General features: G+C 66.4%; 14 protein-coding genes. 12 read left to right on the forward strand and 2 right to left on the reverse strand.

The annotated features are described in order from the left end of the window. The first annotated feature begins 63 nt into the window (after positions 1 to 63). The 5 genes from cckA to Q0Q36_RS11470 all read left to right on the forward strand — a co-directional run bounded on the left by cckA (position 64) and on the right by Q0Q36_RS11470 (position 8,055). A complete protein-coding gene (gene cckA / locus Q0Q36_RS11450) occupies positions 64 to 2,568 on the forward strand; it encodes a cell cycle histidine kinase CckA (protein WP_293798251.1) in 2,505 nt (834 codons plus the stop codon). Positions 2,569 to 2,759: 191 nt separating this feature from the next. Further along, positions 2,760 to 3,845, forward strand: a complete 1,086-nt coding sequence (gene recA, locus Q0Q36_RS11455) for a recombinase RecA (protein WP_293798253.1) — start codon at positions 2,760 to 2,762, stop codon at positions 3,843 to 3,845. A 188-nt stretch (positions 3,846 to 4,033) separates the two neighbouring features. Next, positions 4,034 to 6,676 (forward strand): alanine--tRNA ligase, encoded by a 2,643-nt coding sequence (alaS, locus tag Q0Q36_RS11460; protein ID WP_293798255.1) that lies wholly within the window; start codon positions 4,034 to 4,036, stop codon positions 6,674 to 6,676. Next, complete coding sequence (locus Q0Q36_RS11465) at positions 6,676 to 7,335, forward strand: hypothetical protein (RefSeq protein WP_293798257.1); 660 nt, start codon at positions 6,676 to 6,678, stop codon at positions 7,333 to 7,335. Before alaS ends, Q0Q36_RS11465 begins: the two co-directional genes overlap by 1 nt. Before the next feature lie 84 nt (positions 7,336 to 7,419). Then, positions 7,420 to 8,055 (forward strand): bifunctional 2-polyprenyl-6-hydroxyphenol methylase/3-demethylubiquinol 3-O-methyltransferase UbiG, encoded by a 636-nt coding sequence (locus tag Q0Q36_RS11470; RefSeq protein WP_293798259.1) that lies wholly within the window; start codon positions 7,420 to 7,422, stop codon positions 8,053 to 8,055. Between the two features lie 80 nt (positions 8,056 to 8,135). Here the strand turns inward: Q0Q36_RS11470 and Q0Q36_RS11475 are convergent, their stop codons facing one another. Further along, entirely contained in the window at positions 8,136 to 9,350 is a 1,215-nt protein-coding gene (locus Q0Q36_RS11475) for an NADP-dependent isocitrate dehydrogenase (RefSeq protein WP_293798260.1), read from the reverse strand. Positions 9,351 to 9,676: 326 nt separating this feature from the next. On the opposite strand from Q0Q36_RS11475, the gene Q0Q36_RS11480 reads away from it, so the two are divergent. The 3 genes from Q0Q36_RS11480 (at position 9,677) to Q0Q36_RS11490 (ending at position 11,950) form a co-directional block, all read left to right on the forward strand. Further along, positions 9,677 to 10,498, forward strand: a complete 822-nt coding sequence (locus tag Q0Q36_RS11480; RefSeq protein WP_293798262.1) for a hypothetical protein — start codon at positions 9,677 to 9,679, stop codon at positions 10,496 to 10,498. Between the two features lie 78 nt (positions 10,499 to 10,576). Further along, positions 10,577 to 11,314 carry an SDR family oxidoreductase gene (locus tag Q0Q36_RS11485; protein ID WP_293798264.1) on the forward strand — a complete coding sequence of 246 codons (738 nt, stop codon included), beginning with the start codon at positions 10,577 to 10,579 and terminating at the stop codon, positions 11,312 to 11,314. Between the two features lie 90 nt (positions 11,315 to 11,404). After that, positions 11,405 to 11,950 carry a 2,4'-dihydroxyacetophenone dioxygenase family protein gene (locus Q0Q36_RS11490; protein WP_293798265.1) on the forward strand — a complete coding sequence of 182 codons (546 nt, stop codon included), beginning with the start codon at positions 11,405 to 11,407 and terminating at the stop codon, positions 11,948 to 11,950. Between the two features lie 113 nt (positions 11,951 to 12,063). Here Q0Q36_RS11490 and Q0Q36_RS11495 read toward each other — a convergent pair whose 3' ends face one another. After that, positions 12,064 to 12,471: a flagellar assembly protein FliX gene (locus tag Q0Q36_RS11495; protein WP_293798267.1), complete on the reverse strand. Its 408-nt coding sequence runs from the start codon at positions 12,469 to 12,471 to the stop codon at positions 12,064 to 12,066. Between the two features lie 369 nt (positions 12,472 to 12,840). Between Q0Q36_RS11495 and Q0Q36_RS11500 the strand changes: the two genes are divergently transcribed. The 4 genes from Q0Q36_RS11500 (at position 12,841) to Q0Q36_RS11515 (ending at position 15,441) form a co-directional block, all read left to right on the forward strand. Beyond that, entirely contained in the window at positions 12,841 to 13,926 is a 1,086-nt protein-coding gene (locus tag Q0Q36_RS11500) for a flagellar basal body P-ring protein FlgI (RefSeq protein ID WP_293798340.1), read from the forward strand. Next, positions 13,926 to 14,282 carry a rod-binding protein gene (locus Q0Q36_RS11505; protein WP_293798268.1) on the forward strand — a complete coding sequence of 119 codons (357 nt, stop codon included), beginning with the start codon at positions 13,926 to 13,928 and terminating at the stop codon, positions 14,280 to 14,282. Before Q0Q36_RS11500 ends, Q0Q36_RS11505 begins: the two co-directional genes overlap by 1 nt. Next, positions 14,269 to 14,757, forward strand: coding sequence for a hypothetical protein (locus Q0Q36_RS11510; protein WP_293798269.1), 489 nt, complete (start codon positions 14,269 to 14,271; stop codon positions 14,755 to 14,757). Before Q0Q36_RS11505 ends, Q0Q36_RS11510 begins: the two co-directional genes overlap by 14 nt. Before the next feature lie 231 nt (positions 14,758 to 14,988). Continuing rightward, on the forward strand, positions 14,989 to 15,441 hold the full coding sequence (locus tag Q0Q36_RS11515; protein ID WP_293798271.1) for a hypothetical protein: 453 nt from the start codon (positions 14,989 to 14,991) through the stop codon (positions 15,439 to 15,441). Positions 15,442 to 15,611 lie beyond the last annotated feature (170 nt).

Genomic DNA, 15,611 nt, shown 5'->3' on the forward strand with positions numbered 1-15,611 from the left:
GATGCGAAGGAAGTTTGGCTGCCCGGTCATCGGCGCGGCCGCAAGGGAACGGACTCCACCGCAATGAGCGGCACCACGGCGACCAACACGATCGATCGCTCGGACAAGCCCGGCCATATCGGGATCATCCTGTTCGTCGCAGCGCTGCTCGTCGGCGCGGCGATCGCGCTCGGCTTCCTTGCCAATGAATGGGCACAGCCGCTGATCCTCGGCCTGCTCGCGCTGCTCTCTGTCGTCGGTGTCTTCGGCCTCTTCGCCTTCGCCATCGGGCTCGTACAGTTTTCCGGCCGCGCCGCCCGCAACGACCTGACCAAGGCGATCGTCGACCGGGCCGATGACGGCATCGTCGTCACCGAGAGCGAAAACGAGATCGTCTACGCCAACGAGGCCTATCTCGCGCTGGCGGGGGCCACCGGTGCCAACGACCTGAAGCCGGTCGGTCGCCTGCTCACCGGCCGCGCCGACGTCTCCGAGGCGATCTACCGGCTCGCCACCGCCGCCCGAGAGCATCGCCGCCTCGTCGAGGAAGTTCGACTGGAACCCGCCCTCAACGGACGCGGCGAAGTCGGCTGGTATCGTGTCCGTGTATCGCCGGTGCGCAGGGAAGCCTCGACCGCGACGATCTGGTCCGTTTCCGACATCACGCCCGAGCGCGAGCGCCAGGAGAACGCCTTTCAGGAGCTCCAGCACGCGATCGATTATCTCGACCACGCGCCCGCCGGCTTCATCTCGATCGATGCCGATGGCGAGATCTCCTATCTCAACGCAACCCTCTCGGGCTGGCTCGATTTCGACCTCGCCCGCTTCGGCTCCGGCGGCCTGCATCTCGACGATGTCTGCACGCCCTCCGCCGCCGCCCTGATCCAGGCGATCCGCGGCCAGCCCGGCGATGTCCGCGTCGAGGTGCTCGATGTCGACCTGAAGCGCCGCAACGGCGCCCCCCTGCCCGTGCGCCTGCATCATCAGGTCGCCTTCGGCCAGGACGGCCGCGCAGGACCCTCGCGCACCCTCGTCCTCAACCGCACGGCCGGCGAGGCCGGTGCCGATGGCGGCAGCGACGCCGAGGTCCGCTTCGCGCGCTTCTTCCATTCGACGCCGATGGCGATCGCCACCATCGACGAGGCAGGCGCCATCCTGCATTCGAACGCCGCCTTCGCACGGCTGATCCCGGCGGGCTTGCGGCCGCGCACGATCCACGACCTCGTCGCGTCCGGCGCCGGGCTCGACCAGGCTCTGGCCGAGGTGGTCGCCGGACGCTCCGGTGGCGCCCCGCTCGACCTCGCGCTTGCCGGGGAGGACGGCCGCTCGGCCAAGCTCTACCTCACCCCCGTTGCCGGCACCGAGGGCAACGATGGCGAGCGCGCCATCGTCTACGCGCTGGAGACCACGGCCGAACGCAAGCTGCGCGACAACATGGACCAGGCCGGCAAGATGCAGGCGGTCGGCCAGCTCGCCGGCGGCATCGCGCACGATTTCAACAACGTGCTGCAGGTCATCATCAACGCCTCCGAGTTCCTGCTCGCAAGCCACCGGCCGACCGATCCGTCCTTCCCGGACATCATGCAGATCAAGCAGAACGCCTACCGCGCCGCGGCGCTGGTGCGGCAGCTGCTCGCCTTCTCGCGCCGCCAGACACTGCGCCCGCAGGTGCTGGAGCTCGGCGAGGTGCTCTCCGATCTCTCGCTGATGCTGAAGCGCGTCGTCGCCGACAAGGTCACGCTCGACGTCCGCCAGGGCCGCGATCTCTGGCCGGTCAAGGCCGATCTCGGCCAGCTCGAGCAGGTCATCGTCAATCTCGCCGTCAACGCCCGCGACGCCATGCCGGATGGCGGCAAGCTCGCGGTCCGCACCCGCAACGTCACCCGCGAGGACTGCGCCTCCTTCGGCCACGAGGCCTTGCCCACCGACGATTACGTGCTGCTCGAGGTCGAGGACACCGGCACCGGCATCCCGCAAGAACATCTCGACAAGATCTTCGAGCCTTTCTTCACCACCAAGGAGGTCGGCAAGGGCACGGGCCTTGGCCTCTCCATGGTCTATGGCATCGTCAAGCAGACCGGCGGCTATGTCTTCGTCGACTCGACCATCGGCAAGGGCACGGCCTTCCAGATCTTCCTGCCGCGCCATGTGCCGAGCCAGGAGGAGATCGCCGCCGAGGCCGCCGCCAAGGAAGCGCCGAAGAAGCTCGCTGCCGACCATACCGGCGCCGGAATCATCCTGCTGGTCGAGGACGAGGACGCGGTGCGTGCGCTGAATGCCCGCATGCTGGTCTCGCGCGGTTACACCGTCCATGAGGCGGCCTCCGGCGTCGAGGCGCTCGACCTCTTCCTGCAGAACGATGGCAAGATCGACCTCGTCGTCTCCGACGTGGTGATGCCGGAAATGGACGGCCCGACGCTGCTCGGCGAATTGCGCAAGCGCAACCCGAACACCAAGGTCGTCTTCGTCTCCGGCTATGCCGAGGAGGCCTTCCGCAAGAACCTGCCCGAGGGCGAGGAATTCCACTTCCTGCCCAAGCCCTTCACGATGAAGCAGCTCGTCGAGACGGTGAAGGCGGCGATGGGCTGAAGCGGCCGGCGCCCGTGACGGGGCGCCGGACGACTGCGCCCATGCCTCTTGTGACAGCTCCTGACACGCCTCCTGACAGAAACTGACACCGAGAACAAAAAAAGAACTTGCAGGCAAGAACAAAGCGTGACCATGCTCATGTCAAGACGCATTGAGATGTCCCCCTCGCCCTGTCATAAGGAGCCCGAAACGTGAATCAGGCGAATCTCAAACTCGTGGAAGGCTCCTCGATGGACAAGGCCAAGGCGCTCGATGCGGCGCTCTCCCAGATCGAACGCGCCTTCGGCAAGGGCTCGATCATGCGGCTCGGCAAGAACCCGCAGGCGATCGAGATCGAGACGATTTCGACCGGTTCGCTCGGCCTCGATATCGCGCTCGGCGTCGGCGGCCTGCCCAAGGGCCGCGTCGTCGAGGTCTACGGGCCGGAATCCTCGGGCAAGACCACGCTCGCCCTGCACACCATCGCCGAGGCCCAGAAGAAGGGCGGCGTCTGCGCCTTCGTCGATGCCGAACACGCACTCGATCCGGTCTATGCCCGCAAGCTCGGCGTCAATCTCGACGACCTGCTGATCTCGCAGCCCGATACCGGCGAGCAGGCACTGGAAATCACCGACACGCTCGTCCGTTCCGGCGCAATCGACGTGCTCGTGGTCGACTCCGTCGCCGCACTGACGCCCCGCGCCGAGATCGAGGGCGAGATGGGCGACGTCCAGCCCGGCCTCCAGGCCCGTTTGATGAGCCAGGCCCTGCGCAAGCTCACCGCTTCGATCTCGCGCTCGAATTGCATGGTCATCTTCATCAACCAGATCCGCATGAAGATCGGCGTGATGTACGGCTCGCCTGAGACCACGACCGGCGGCAACGCGCTCAAGTTCTACGCCTCGGTGCGCCTCGATATCCGCCGCGTCTCGACGCTGAAGGAGCGCGACGAGGCGACCGGCAACCAGGTCCGCGTCAAGGTCGTCAAGAACAAGGTCGCGCCACCCTTCAAACAGGTCGAGTTCGACATCATGTTCGGCGAGGGCATTTCGAAGGTCGGCGAATTGATCGATCTCGGCGTCAAGGCCGGCATGGTCGAGAAATCCGGCGCCTGGTTCTCCTTCGACAGCCAGCGCCTCGGCCAAGGCCGCGAGAACGCCAAGACCTTCCTCAAGAACAACCCGGACATGGCCGCCAAGATCGAGGCGACGATCCGTCAGAATTCCGGCCTCGTCGCCGACCGCATTCTCGACCAGGCGGACCCGACCGCGGACGATCTCGACGAAGGCGAAGCCTGAGACGACCCTCCCGATCAGGGGCGAATGCGCGGGCGGCCTTCGGGCCGCCCGTTTTCGTTTGCCGATAAGGCCTTGCGGGCTGTGCGCTGCAACGAGCTTTCTGGACAGCGGCGAGCGGCCTGACTAGAACCGGACCTTCCTGCCGGGTGCGCCCGGCCTCCTGCCCCAGATCAGAGCGCAAAAGAGCGATGAGCGGCGTCAACGATATCCGGTCGACCTTCCTCGACTACTTCAAGTCCCAGGGCCACGAGATCGTGCCGTCGAGCCCGCTCGTGCCGCGCAACGACCCGACGCTGATGTTCGCCAATTCGGGCATGGTGCAGTTCAAGAACGTCTTCACCGGCCAGGAGAAGCGCCCCTATTCGCGCGCTACCACCGCGCAGAAATGCGTGCGCGCCGGCGGCAAGCACAACGACCTCGACAATGTCGGCTACACCGCCCGCCACCACACCTTCTTCGAGATGCTGGGGAACTTCTCCTTCGGCGACTACTTCAAGGAGCAGGCGATCAATCACGCCTGGACCCTGGTCACCCGCGAGTTCGGCCTGCCCAAGGACAAGCTGACGGTCACCGTCTATTCCGAGGATGACGAGGCGCACGCCCTCTGGAAGAAGATCGCCGGCCTGACCGACGACAAGATCATCCGCATCCCGACCTCGGACAATTTCTGGCGGATGGGCGATACCGGCCCCTGCGGCCCCTGCTCCGAGATCTTCTACGATCATGGCGACCATATCTGGGGCGGCCCGCCCGGCTCGGCCGAGCAGGACGGCGACCGCTTCATCGAGATCTGGAACCTCGTGTTCATGCAATACGAGGAAGCGGCCGGCGGCATCCGCACCAACCTGCCCCGCCCCTCGATCGATACCGGCATGGGGCTGGAGCGCATCGCGGCCGTGCTCCAGGGTACGCATGACAACTACAATATCGACCTGTTCCGCGCGCTGATCACCGCCATCGCCGACCTGACCTCGGTCGATCCGGACGGGCCGATGAAGGCGAGCCATCGCGTCATCGCCGACCATCTGCGCTGCTCGGCCTTCCTGATCGCCGACGGCGTGCTGCCCTCGAACGAAGGCCGCGGCTACGTCCTGCGGCGCATCATGCGCCGCGGCATGCGCCATGCGCAGCTCCTCGGCGCCAAGGAACCGCTGCTCTACAAGCTCGTGCCTGCGCTGACCCGCGAGATGGGCCGCGCCTATCCCGAATTGCTGCGTGCCGAGGCGCTGATCACCGAGACGCTGAAGCTGGAGGAAACCCGTTTCCGCACCACGCTGGCGCGCGGCCTCACTCTGCTCGACGACGCCTCGAAGGATCTGACCGCCGGCCAGAGCCTCAAGGGCGATGTCGCCTTCACCCTCTACGACACCTATGGCTTCCCGCTCGACCTGACGCAGGATGCGCTGCGCGCCCGCGAGATCACCGTCGACGTCGAGGGCTTCGACGCTGCCATGCAGCAGCAGAAGGCCAAGGCGCGCGCCGCCTGGTCCGGCTCCGGCGAGGCGGCGACCGAGACCCTCTGGTTCCCGCTGCGCGACAAGGTCGGCGCGACCGAATTCCTCGGCTACGACACCGAGACCGCCGAAGGCGTCGTCACCGCGCTGATCCGCGACAATGCCGAGGTGCCCTCGCTCAAGGCCGGCGAGAGCGGTTTCATGCTGGTCAACCAGACCCCGTTCTATGGCGAGTCCGGCGGCCAGGTCGGCGATGCCGGCCTGATCAAGGCGCCCGGTACGGTGGTCGAGGTCTCCGACGTTCAGAAGAAGCTCGGCGATGTCTTCGCCCATAGCGTCACCGTCAAGGAAGGCGAGTTGAAGCTCGGCGCCGCCGTCGAGCTCGTCGTCGACCATGAGCGCCGCACCGCGATCCGCGCCAACCACTCGGCGACCCACCTGCTGCACGAGGCGCTGCGCCTCGTCCTCGGTGACCATGTCGCGCAGAAAGGTTCGCTGGTCTCGGCCGATCGCCTGCGCTTCGACTTCTCGCATCCCAAGCCCATCAGCGCCGAGGAGCTGCGCGAGGTCGAGGAGATCGCCAATGCGATCATCCTGCAGAACGAGCCGGTCACCACCCGCCTGATGAGCGTCGACGAAGCGATCGCCTCAGGCGCCCGCGCGCTCTTCGGCGAGAAATACGGCGACGAGGTCCGCGTCGTCGCCATGGGCAAGAACCCGGCCGGCAAGGCCTATTCGGTCGAGCTCTGCGGCGGCACCCATGCCGCGCGCACCGGCGATATCGGCCTCGTCAGCATCGTCGGTGAAGGCGCCGTCGCGGCCGGCGTGCGCCGTCTCGAAGCCATGACCGGCAATGGCGCCCGCCTGCGCCTCAACGAGGAATCGTGTCTGCTCGACGGGCTCGCGAGCCTGCTCAAGGTACCCGCCGCCGAAGCCGGCAATCGCTTGGCCGCGCTGATCGAGGAGCGCCGCAAGCTCGATCGCGAATTGACAGAGGCCCGCAAGAAGCTCGCCATGGGCGGCGGTGGCGCGACCGAGGAACCGATCCAGGAGATTGCCGGTGCCAAGCTGCTGGCGCGTGCCGTCACGGGCATCGAGATGAAGGACCTGAAGAGCCTCGCCGACGAGGCCAAGGCCCGCGTCGGCTCTGGCGTCGTCGCAATCGTCGGTGTCGCCGATGATGGCAAGGCCGGCGTCGTGGTCGGTGTCACGCCCGATCTGACCGAGCGCTTCGACGCCGTCGCGCTGGTGCGCGCCGCTTCCGAGCAGCTTGGCGGCAAGGGGGGCGGCGGCCGCCGCGACATGGCCCAGGCCGGCGGGCCGGACGGCAGCAAGGCGCAGGAAGCGCTCGACGCCGTCGCGGCCGCAATGGGCTGATGGCGACTGGGAAAAGCGGCGCCTCCATCGGTGCCCTCTCCCGCCGCGCCCTCTTGATCGCGGCTGGCCTCTGGCCGGCTACGGCTGCCGCTCAGAAGCAGCAGAAGCCCGCACCGCGCCCGTCGCAGCCCTCGCTTTCCGCGGCGCGCAGCATCATGGCCGGCGCGCCGCTCAGCGTGCTCCTGAGCAACGCACCGCAAGGCGCCCGCCTTGCCATCGCCCGGCCGGACGATCCGGCGGACAGGGCGATCGTCGTCGTCGAGTTGAAGAACACGGTGCCGAACCTGCCGACACCCGGCGTTGTCGGCACCTACGAACTGCGCCTGACGGTGGAGAAGGACGGCGCCGCCGTGATCCTGCTGCGCCAGCCGCTCGCTACGACCGAGCCGAGCGCGACCCTGGCCGCACCCGAGCGCATCAGCCGCGGTCAGGGCCTGCCAGTGCGCGGCATCGGCCCCAATGGCGAGCAGGACCGCGTGATGCTGGTGAAGCCCGACGCGCCGGCCGATGCGGACGGCCCGCGCTTCTTCCCGGCCGAGAATGTCGAGGCGATGCTGGAGGCGCCTGACCAGCCCGGCGTCTACGAACTGCGCTACGTACTGCATGCACCGCTGGCGGAGCATCGGATTCTGGCGCGACGGCCGGTCAGGATAGAGTAATTCACGGCCAGCGGGCTGCGCCCCTGTCAAAGCTCGTGCAACCTTCGACACCTATGGTGGCCCGGCAGCAGGGAGCGACCCGTCATGAATGCGGAGAGCGATGCCCATTTCTGGGATCGGACTTCCCGGCGTTACGCCCGCAGCAATATCGCAGATCGTACCGGCTATGAGCGCACGCTGGATCGGACCCGTCGGCTGCTGAAACCGCAGGGCCGGGTGCTGGAACTCGGCTGCGGCACCGGAACGACGGCGCTGCGGCTCGCGAATTGCGTGCAAAGCTATCTCGCGACGGACATCTCCCCCGGCATGATCGCGATCGCCGAGGAGAGACATGCGGCTGTCGCGATCCCAGGATTGAGCTTTCGCGTCGCCACAACGGAAACGCTAGCGCCCGATATGGGCTTCGATGTCGTTTTGGGCTTCAACTACCTGCATCTGGTCCGTGATCTGCCGGGTACACTGGACCGCATCCACGGCTTGCTTGCAGCGGGCGGGCTATTCGTTTCGAAAACGCCCTGCATCGGGGACATGAATCCGCTCCTCGGATACGGAGTGCTGCCCGTGATGCGGGCGCTCCGCCTGGCGCCCTATGCCGGCGTCTTTCGCGCGGCAGAGTTGAAGGAGCGCATAGCCGCGGCGGGCTTCGTGATCTTGGCGATGGAAAGCCACGCGGCCCGAGGGGAGGACAGACGTCCCTACATCGTGGCGCGGAAGAGCTGATCGCCGCAGACAGATTCAACGCATGAAAAAGCCCGGCCTTTCGGCCGGGCTTCTCATTCCACGCAGCGATGCGCCCGAAATCAGGCGGCCATCGCCTTGCGCATGTTGTCGCTGACCTTCTCGAGGAAGCCCGTGGTCGAGAGCCACTTCTGCTCGGCGCCGACCAGCAGGGCGAGGTCCTTGGTCATGTCGCCGGCCTCGACCGTGTCGACCGTGACCTTCTCCAGCAGGGAGGCGAACTTGGCCAGCTCGGCATTGTTGTCGAGCTTGGCGCGGTGGCTGAGGCCGCGGGTCCAGGCGAAGATCGAGGCGATCGAGTTCGTCGAGGTCTCCTTGCCCTTCTGGTGCTCGCGGTAGTGGCGGGTCACCGTGCCGTGCGCGGCCTCGGCCTCGACGGTCTTGCCGTCCGGCGTCATCAGCACCGAGGTCATCAGGCCGAGCGAGCCGAAGCCCTGCGCCACGGTGTCGGACTGCACGTCGCCGTCGTAGTTCTTGCAGGCCCAGACATAGCCGCCCGACCACTTCATCGCCGAAGCGACCATGTCGTCGATCAGGCGGTGCTCGTAGGTGATGCCGAGCTCGTCGAACTTGGCCTTGAACTCCTTCTCGTAGACCTCCTGGAAGATGTCCTTGAAGCGGCCATCATAGGTCTTGAGGATGGTGTTCTTGGTCGAGAGATAGACCGGATACTTGCGCATCAGGCCGTAGTTCAGCGAAGCGCGGGCGAAGTCGCGGATCGAGTCGTCGAGGTTGTACATCGCCATGGCGACGCCGGCCTCAGGGGCCTTGAAGACCTCCTTCTCGATGACGTTGCCGTCCTCGCCGACGAACTTGATCGAGAGCGTGCCCTTGCCCGGGAACTTGAAGTCGGTCGCGCGGTACTGGTCGCCGAAGGCATGGCGGCCGATGACGATCGGCTGGGTCCAGCCCGGCACGAGGCGCGGCACGTTCTTGCAGATGATCGGCTCGCGGAAGATCACGCCGCCGAGGATGTTGCGGATCGTGCCGTTCGGCGACTTCCACATCTCCTTGAGGTTGAACTCCTTCACGCGGGCTTCGTCCGGCGTGATGGTCGCGCACTTCACGGCAACGCCATGCTTCTTGGTGGCGTTGGCGGCGTCGATCGTGACCTGGTCGTTGGTCGCGTCACGGTTCTCGACCGAGAGGTCGTAATAGTCGAGCTCGAGGTCCAGATACGGGAAGATCAGCGTGTCCTTGATCTTCTGCCAGATGATCCGGGTCATCTCGTCGCCGTCCATGTCGACGATCGGGTTGGCGACCTTGATCTTGCTCATGCGATGACCCCTGTTCTCTCCAGATAGAACGATCCGAAACGGTGGCTCTCGGCCACGGCCCACGGCTGGGTCGCTTCCTAGAGCATGTTCCGCAAAAGTGGAAACCACTTTTGCGGCCCAGAACATGCTCAATGATTTGATTAGGCGCGAATTCTTCTCCTTCGGCTGCTTCAGCCGAAGGGAAAGCGCGCCGCGGGTTAAGGGCGGCGGGGGAAGCGCAGCTTTCGGGCAATCCAGCGGGGCAGGATTATGCTGCACCGCCGCAAAATCGGCACCTTCCGCGCCTAGCCTGACCTGCCGCTCGTCATAGCGACAGGACGAACGACGTGTTCCGTTTCATTCTCGATCTTCGCGCCTGCCTCCAGCCGGCCGCGATCCTTCTCGCGGCGACGCTTGGCCCCGCCCTCGCCTCCGCGCCTATAACGGCTGAGGAAGCCCCGGCCAGGCCGCTGCCGATTCCGCGTGGCGCGCTTGTCGACCCCGATGCCGACGTGATGGCGACCTCGTCGCTTGCGGCAGCAGACCCCGACGCCGTCGTCTTCGATCCGGCACTCGCCGCGATTGGTCGAGCGGCGGCGGAGTCGGGAGCTCATTTGCGGGCGCGGGCCCCCATTCCCGTCGACATCATCCGCAAGGGCTTCGCTGCGCGCCAGACCATGACGAGCGCGGAGCAGGATCGTTCGGTCGGCTTCAAGCTCGGTCAGGACATCTTCTCGCTCTCGACCACGCTTTCCGAGCCGGCCAGCACCGGCACGACGCGCAACGCCGAACTGCGCTGGCGGCTGGCGCAGCCCGTCGCTGGCGGAAACGGCTTCATCTGGGGCCTCGCGACCGGCGGCGGCAGCGCGCTCTATGGCAGCCCCGAACAGACCGGGGAAGCGCTCATCGGCTACCGGCAGGAGCTGTTTCCGCACCTCACGCTGACGTCACAGCTCGCCATGGCCGGCAACTATGTCTTCGCACCGGGCGACGGCCTTCACACCGCGCTGACACCGGAGATGAAGCTTTCCGTCGATCTTGCCAGGCTCGCCGACCTGCCCTGGCAGACCTCTTTCGACGTCACGCTGGCGCGCAAGGTGCCGCTCGTCGCCAGCGATTTCGAGACGCGCGGCCGGGCCATGCTCTCCCTGAAATACAAGTGGAACTGACCGCCACGGCCGCCATCGCATGGCGGCCTGCATCTTCCCCGCCTTCCCCCTGGGCGTAGGCCGCTCTAGCCTCGCCCTATGACACATCCGACCTCGACCAAATTCGCTCTCGTCACCGGCGGCACGCGCGGTATCGGCGCCGGTGCAGCCCTCGCTTTGGCTCAAGCCGGCTATGACGTGCTCGCCACCGGCCTGACCGAGGAGGAGGTGGCGGCGGCGCCCGCCCATCCCGCGATCCGCCATGCCCGCCTCGACGTCACCCGCGAGGATCAGGTCGCGGCCATCGTCGCGACCTGCCCTCGCCTCGACGCGCTGGTGAACTGCGCCGGCATGATCCAGCGCGGCGGCAAGGAATTCGAGATCGACGCGTTCCGCCTGACCATCGAGGTCAATCTCAACGGCACGATGCGGGTGTGCCTCGCCGCCAAGGACAAGCTTGCCGCCAAGGGCGCGGACAAGGCCGGCGGCGCCATCGTCAACATCGCCTCGATGCTGACCTTCCACGGCTCGCCCTTCGCGCCGGGCTATGCGGCCTCGAAGGGTGGCATCGGCCAGCTCACCAAATCGCTCGCCGCCGCCTGGGCGCCGGACGGCATCCGCGTCAACGCGGTCGCGCCGGGCTGGATCGAGACCGAGCTCACCCGTCCGCTGGTCGAGGATGCCGAGCGCTCGGCGCCGATCCTTGCCCGCACGCCGATGGGCCGCTGGGGCAAGCCGGGCGATGTCGGCGGCGCCATTGCCTTCCTGCTTTCGGACGCAGCCCAATTCGTCACCGGCGCGATCCTGCCGGTCGATGGCGGCTATCTCGCCGTCTAGGAAATCCGATTCCCGCTCAAGAACTTGGACCGGGAACATGAAGCGAATTGTGCACGGATTGAATCAGAACATCAGCACGGGAGAGACACCATGAACACGACGAGCCCGATGCCCGTCGCGGCCACGCAGGAGGAGCGCTGGACGCCCTACCGCCATGCCCAACCGAAGGAATCGCCGCCGGAACTGATCGTCCCCAACGTGATCCCGACCGACGAGCGCGTCTGGGTCCCGGTCGACGACGATGTCTGGTTTCGCCCCCTGCTCCTGTGCACCTCGCGCGGTTACTGGATGAACCTGCTCAAGGTCCGCCGCGCCGGCGTGCTCTCGCGCCATCGTCATCCGCTGCCGGTCCATGGCTACGTGCTCAAGGGCCAATGGCGCTATCTGGAACACGACTGGGTCGCGACCGAAGGCTCCTATGTCTACGAGGCACCGGGGGAGACCCATACGCTGGTAGTCGATCCCGATGTCGAGGAGATGATCACCATGTTCCAGGTGAACGGCGCGATGATCTATGTCGATCCGGACGGCAAATGCCTCGGCTATGACGACGTCTTCACCCGCATCGACAAATGCCGCGCGCATTACGCCCGGAACGGGCTCGGCGCAGAGTATGTCGATCAGTTTATCCGGTAACGCTTCCCGTCATGGTCGGGCTTGTCCCGACCATCCACGTCTTTACCGATGCAGGGCTGTGTTCAAGGCGTGGATGCTCGCCACAAGGGCGAGCATGATGGTGCCTGAAGAGCTCAACGCTTCAGCTTCGCCAGCTCGACCGCCGCGCGCAGTTCGATATGCGCCAGAACCTCGTCGAGCCGCGGGTCGTCCGTGGTCTCGCGCCGGAGCGACAGCGTCGTGCGCAGTCGCTCCAGCTCGGAGGGCAGCACCCGCCCGGAAAGCAGCGCCGCCTTCAAACGGTCGAGCCCGTCGAGCAGGTCATGCCCGCGCCTTGCCTGCCGGCGCTTGCGGTCCTGCGAGTCCTCTTGCGCCTGCACGGCGAGCAAGGTGTCGAGCGGCCCGGCCGCGCTGACGCCGCTGTTGCGGGTCGCGGTCGTGGATTCCTGCGTCGGAAGCGTGAAGGCCGCGCCGCTCGAGCGCCTCGCGGAACTGGCCGGGCCGGCATTCGAGATGGGCGCGCGCTGGTCGATCCTGATCATCGGCGGCCTCTGGAGCATCGGACCGAAAAGTGAATGCCACTTTTCGGACGAATCCGATGCCATGATTAGGATCCAGATCGTCACTTAACGACATCAGACGATCTGGAAGGGTTAACGAACTCTTGCCGGAAGACGGTTAACAGCCGGTAAACTGCCCGGCAGAAACTGCCGCCCCGGCAGGAAGCGCAGGCTCCGCGGGGGCCTCCCCAACATGCCGCCGAACTGCAAAGGACTGACAAACAAGGCTTTTCAAATTCGAGCGGTTTGGCATGGCCCTCGCAAGGGCTCGGGCGAGTTCAACTACCCGCTGGTGCCAGACGCATGTTCCGCAACCCCGCCCTGAAGACGCTGCTGAAGCCGCTGGCCGCGATGCTGGCCGTGGTCGTCGGCCTGTCGTCGCAGCCGGTGTTCGCACTCTCGCGCATCAAGGACCTCGCCTCGGTCGAAGGCGTCCGCACCAACCAGCTGCTCGGCTACGGTATCGTCGTCGGCCTCAACGGCACCGGCGACACGCTCAACAACACGCCCTTCACCAAGCAGTCGCTCACCGCGATGCTGGAGCGTCTCGGCGTCAACACCCGCGGCGCCAACATGCGCACCGCCAACGTCGCCGCCGTGATGGTGACGGCCAACCTGCCGCCCTTCTCCACGCAGGGCACGCGCGTCGACGTCACCGTCTCGGCCATGGGCGACGCCAAGTCGCTGCAGGGCGGCACGCTGCTGGTCACCCCGCTGCTCGGCGCCGATGGCGAGGTTTATGCGGTGTCGCAGGGCCCGGTCGCGATCTCCGGCTTCTCGGCCGAGGGCGACGCCAGCAAGATCACCCGCGGCGTGCCGACCGTCGGCCGCATCGCCAATGGCGGCGTCGTCGAGCGCGAGATCGACTTCGCGCTGAACAAGCTTCAGACGCTGCGCCTGTCGCTGCGCAATCCCGACCTGACCACCGCGCGCCGCATGGCTGCCGCGATAAACGAATTCGTCGGCGGCGACTCGGCCGAGCCGACCGATCCCTCGACGGTCGTCCTGCAGATCCCCGCCCGCTTCAAGGGCAACATGATCAAGCTGCTCACCGATATCGAGCAGCTGCGCGTCGAGCCCGACCAGCTCGCCCGCATCGTCATCGACGAGCGCTCCGGCATCATCGTCATGGGCAAGGACGTCCGCGTCTCCACCGTCGCCGTGGCGCAGGGCAACCTCACCGTCACGATCAGCGAGCAGCCGCAGGTTTCGCAGCCCGAACCGCTCTCCCGCGGCCAGACGGTCGTGACGCCGCGGACCAACGTCAAGGTCGATACCGGCGGCGGCAACAAGCTCGCCCTCGTCCGCGAAAGCGTGACGCTGGCCGAGCTGGTCGACGGGCTCAACGCGCTCGGCATCGGCCCGCGCGACCTGATCTCCATTCTCCAGGCCATCAAGTCGGCAGGCGCCCTGCAGGCCGAAATCGAGGTGATGTGATGACTGCTGCCCTCGCGCTTCCCGCCGCGAACCTCGCGCTCGGCGTCGCCGGTAAGGTCGTCGACGGTATCGCCAATGCGCTCGACCCGGCCAAGGCCAAGGCGAAGAAGCAGGCCGACGATTTCGAGACCATGTTCCTCGAGCAGATGACCGACCGGCTCACCGCCAGCGAAGGCACCGAGGGCCCGCTCGGCGAGAACGGCACAGGCGGCGGCATCTGGCGCTCCCAGCTCAGCCAGCAATACGCCAAGCAGATTCAGAAGGCCGGCGGTATCGGCCTCTCCAACCAGATCATGCGTGACCTGCTCAGCCTCCAGGAGCAGGCCGCCGGCGGAGTTCAGAATGCTGGCAGCTAAGCCTATCCTCGACGAACGCCCGCGCATCGCCGACGCCCTCAGCGCCCGCGCCTTGGTCGAGGCCGTGTTGGAGGCGCTCGGCGCGCTTTCGCATCTCGTCGGAGAGGAGACGGAGCTGGTCCGCGCCGGCCGCCTGCCAGAAGCCATGACCCGCGAGCCGCGCAAGACCGAGCTCGCCGGCATCTACATGCGCGGCGTCGAGCAGGTGAAGCTGAATGCCGTGGCCCTCGCCCGCTTCGTGCCCGACCAGGTCAAGCGGCTGAAGGACGCCCATCTCGCCTTCCAGGGCCTGATCGAGACCAACCAGATCGTACTGGCGACGGCGCGCGCCGTCTCGGAATCGATCGTCCGCGACCTCGCCGCCGATGCCAACAAGCCGATGCGCGCCAATGGTTATGGCCCGGCCGCGACCGTCGGAGCCGGCGTCTTTGCGCGCCCCAATTCCGGTCCGCTGGTCGTTTCGCGCCGGCTGTAAGCGACGTAGCGTCGGGAGAACCGGCCCGCCCGGCGCCGAAAACGGCAGCGCCTTGGTATATAAAGGGTTTACGCGCCGGCTGCGCCGGAAACCCTAAAGATTTACCTAATTTCTTGACTCTGGATTCAATCTTTTCTGCCATTCTCCCCAGTGTCGGGTAGTCTCGTCCTGATCCCGGCACCTGGTGAGAACGGCGCGACGGCGCCGTGAACGACTCCAGAAGGAGTGGTCATGGATTTTGGCAACGCACCCAGGCTCGCAGCCGTGACCGGCGCGGCGCCCGTTTCCCGCGCAGACGTAACGGCCCAGGCCGGCAGCGTCGCCGTGGAGCTCCCTCCCGAAAAGACCGTGCAGTCCGCCCCTGCAGGCTCCGCCGTCAATGTCGAGGTCCGCGCCGAGACGCGTGACGCGCAAAGCCGCGCCAATGGCGAGCGCCGCGCCCAGGCGAACGACCAGAACAATCGCGCGGCGACGCGCACCGCAGACGATACGGTCGAGCGCAAGCTGATCATCGATCCGCAGACCCGCGCGATCGTGCTTCAGAAGAAGGACCCGCACACCGGCGAAACGATCTCGCAATTGCCGGATGAGGTCCTTTTGAAACTGCGCGCTTATTCGCGGGAACTCACCGAGCGGGCACGCGAATCCGCAGAGGCTCATCATCAGGTCGAACGGACGGCCTGACGGCCGCCTCCCCCCTTCCAGTGCATGTCAAGCCGCCCGCGCCCCGCGCGGGCGGTTTGCGTTTGGGCGCTCTGCCAAATCCACCACCGTTAGAGACTGCTTAACCACGCTCCGACAAGCCACCGATCCGTCTCAATTCGCCGGCTGAAATTTACCTCTTGTTACGGGCT

Origin of the sequence: uncultured Allobosea sp., assembly GCF_945957345.1 — a bacterium.
In the GTDB taxonomy this organism is placed as follows: domain Bacteria; phylum Pseudomonadota; class Alphaproteobacteria; order Rhizobiales; family Beijerinckiaceae; genus Allobosea.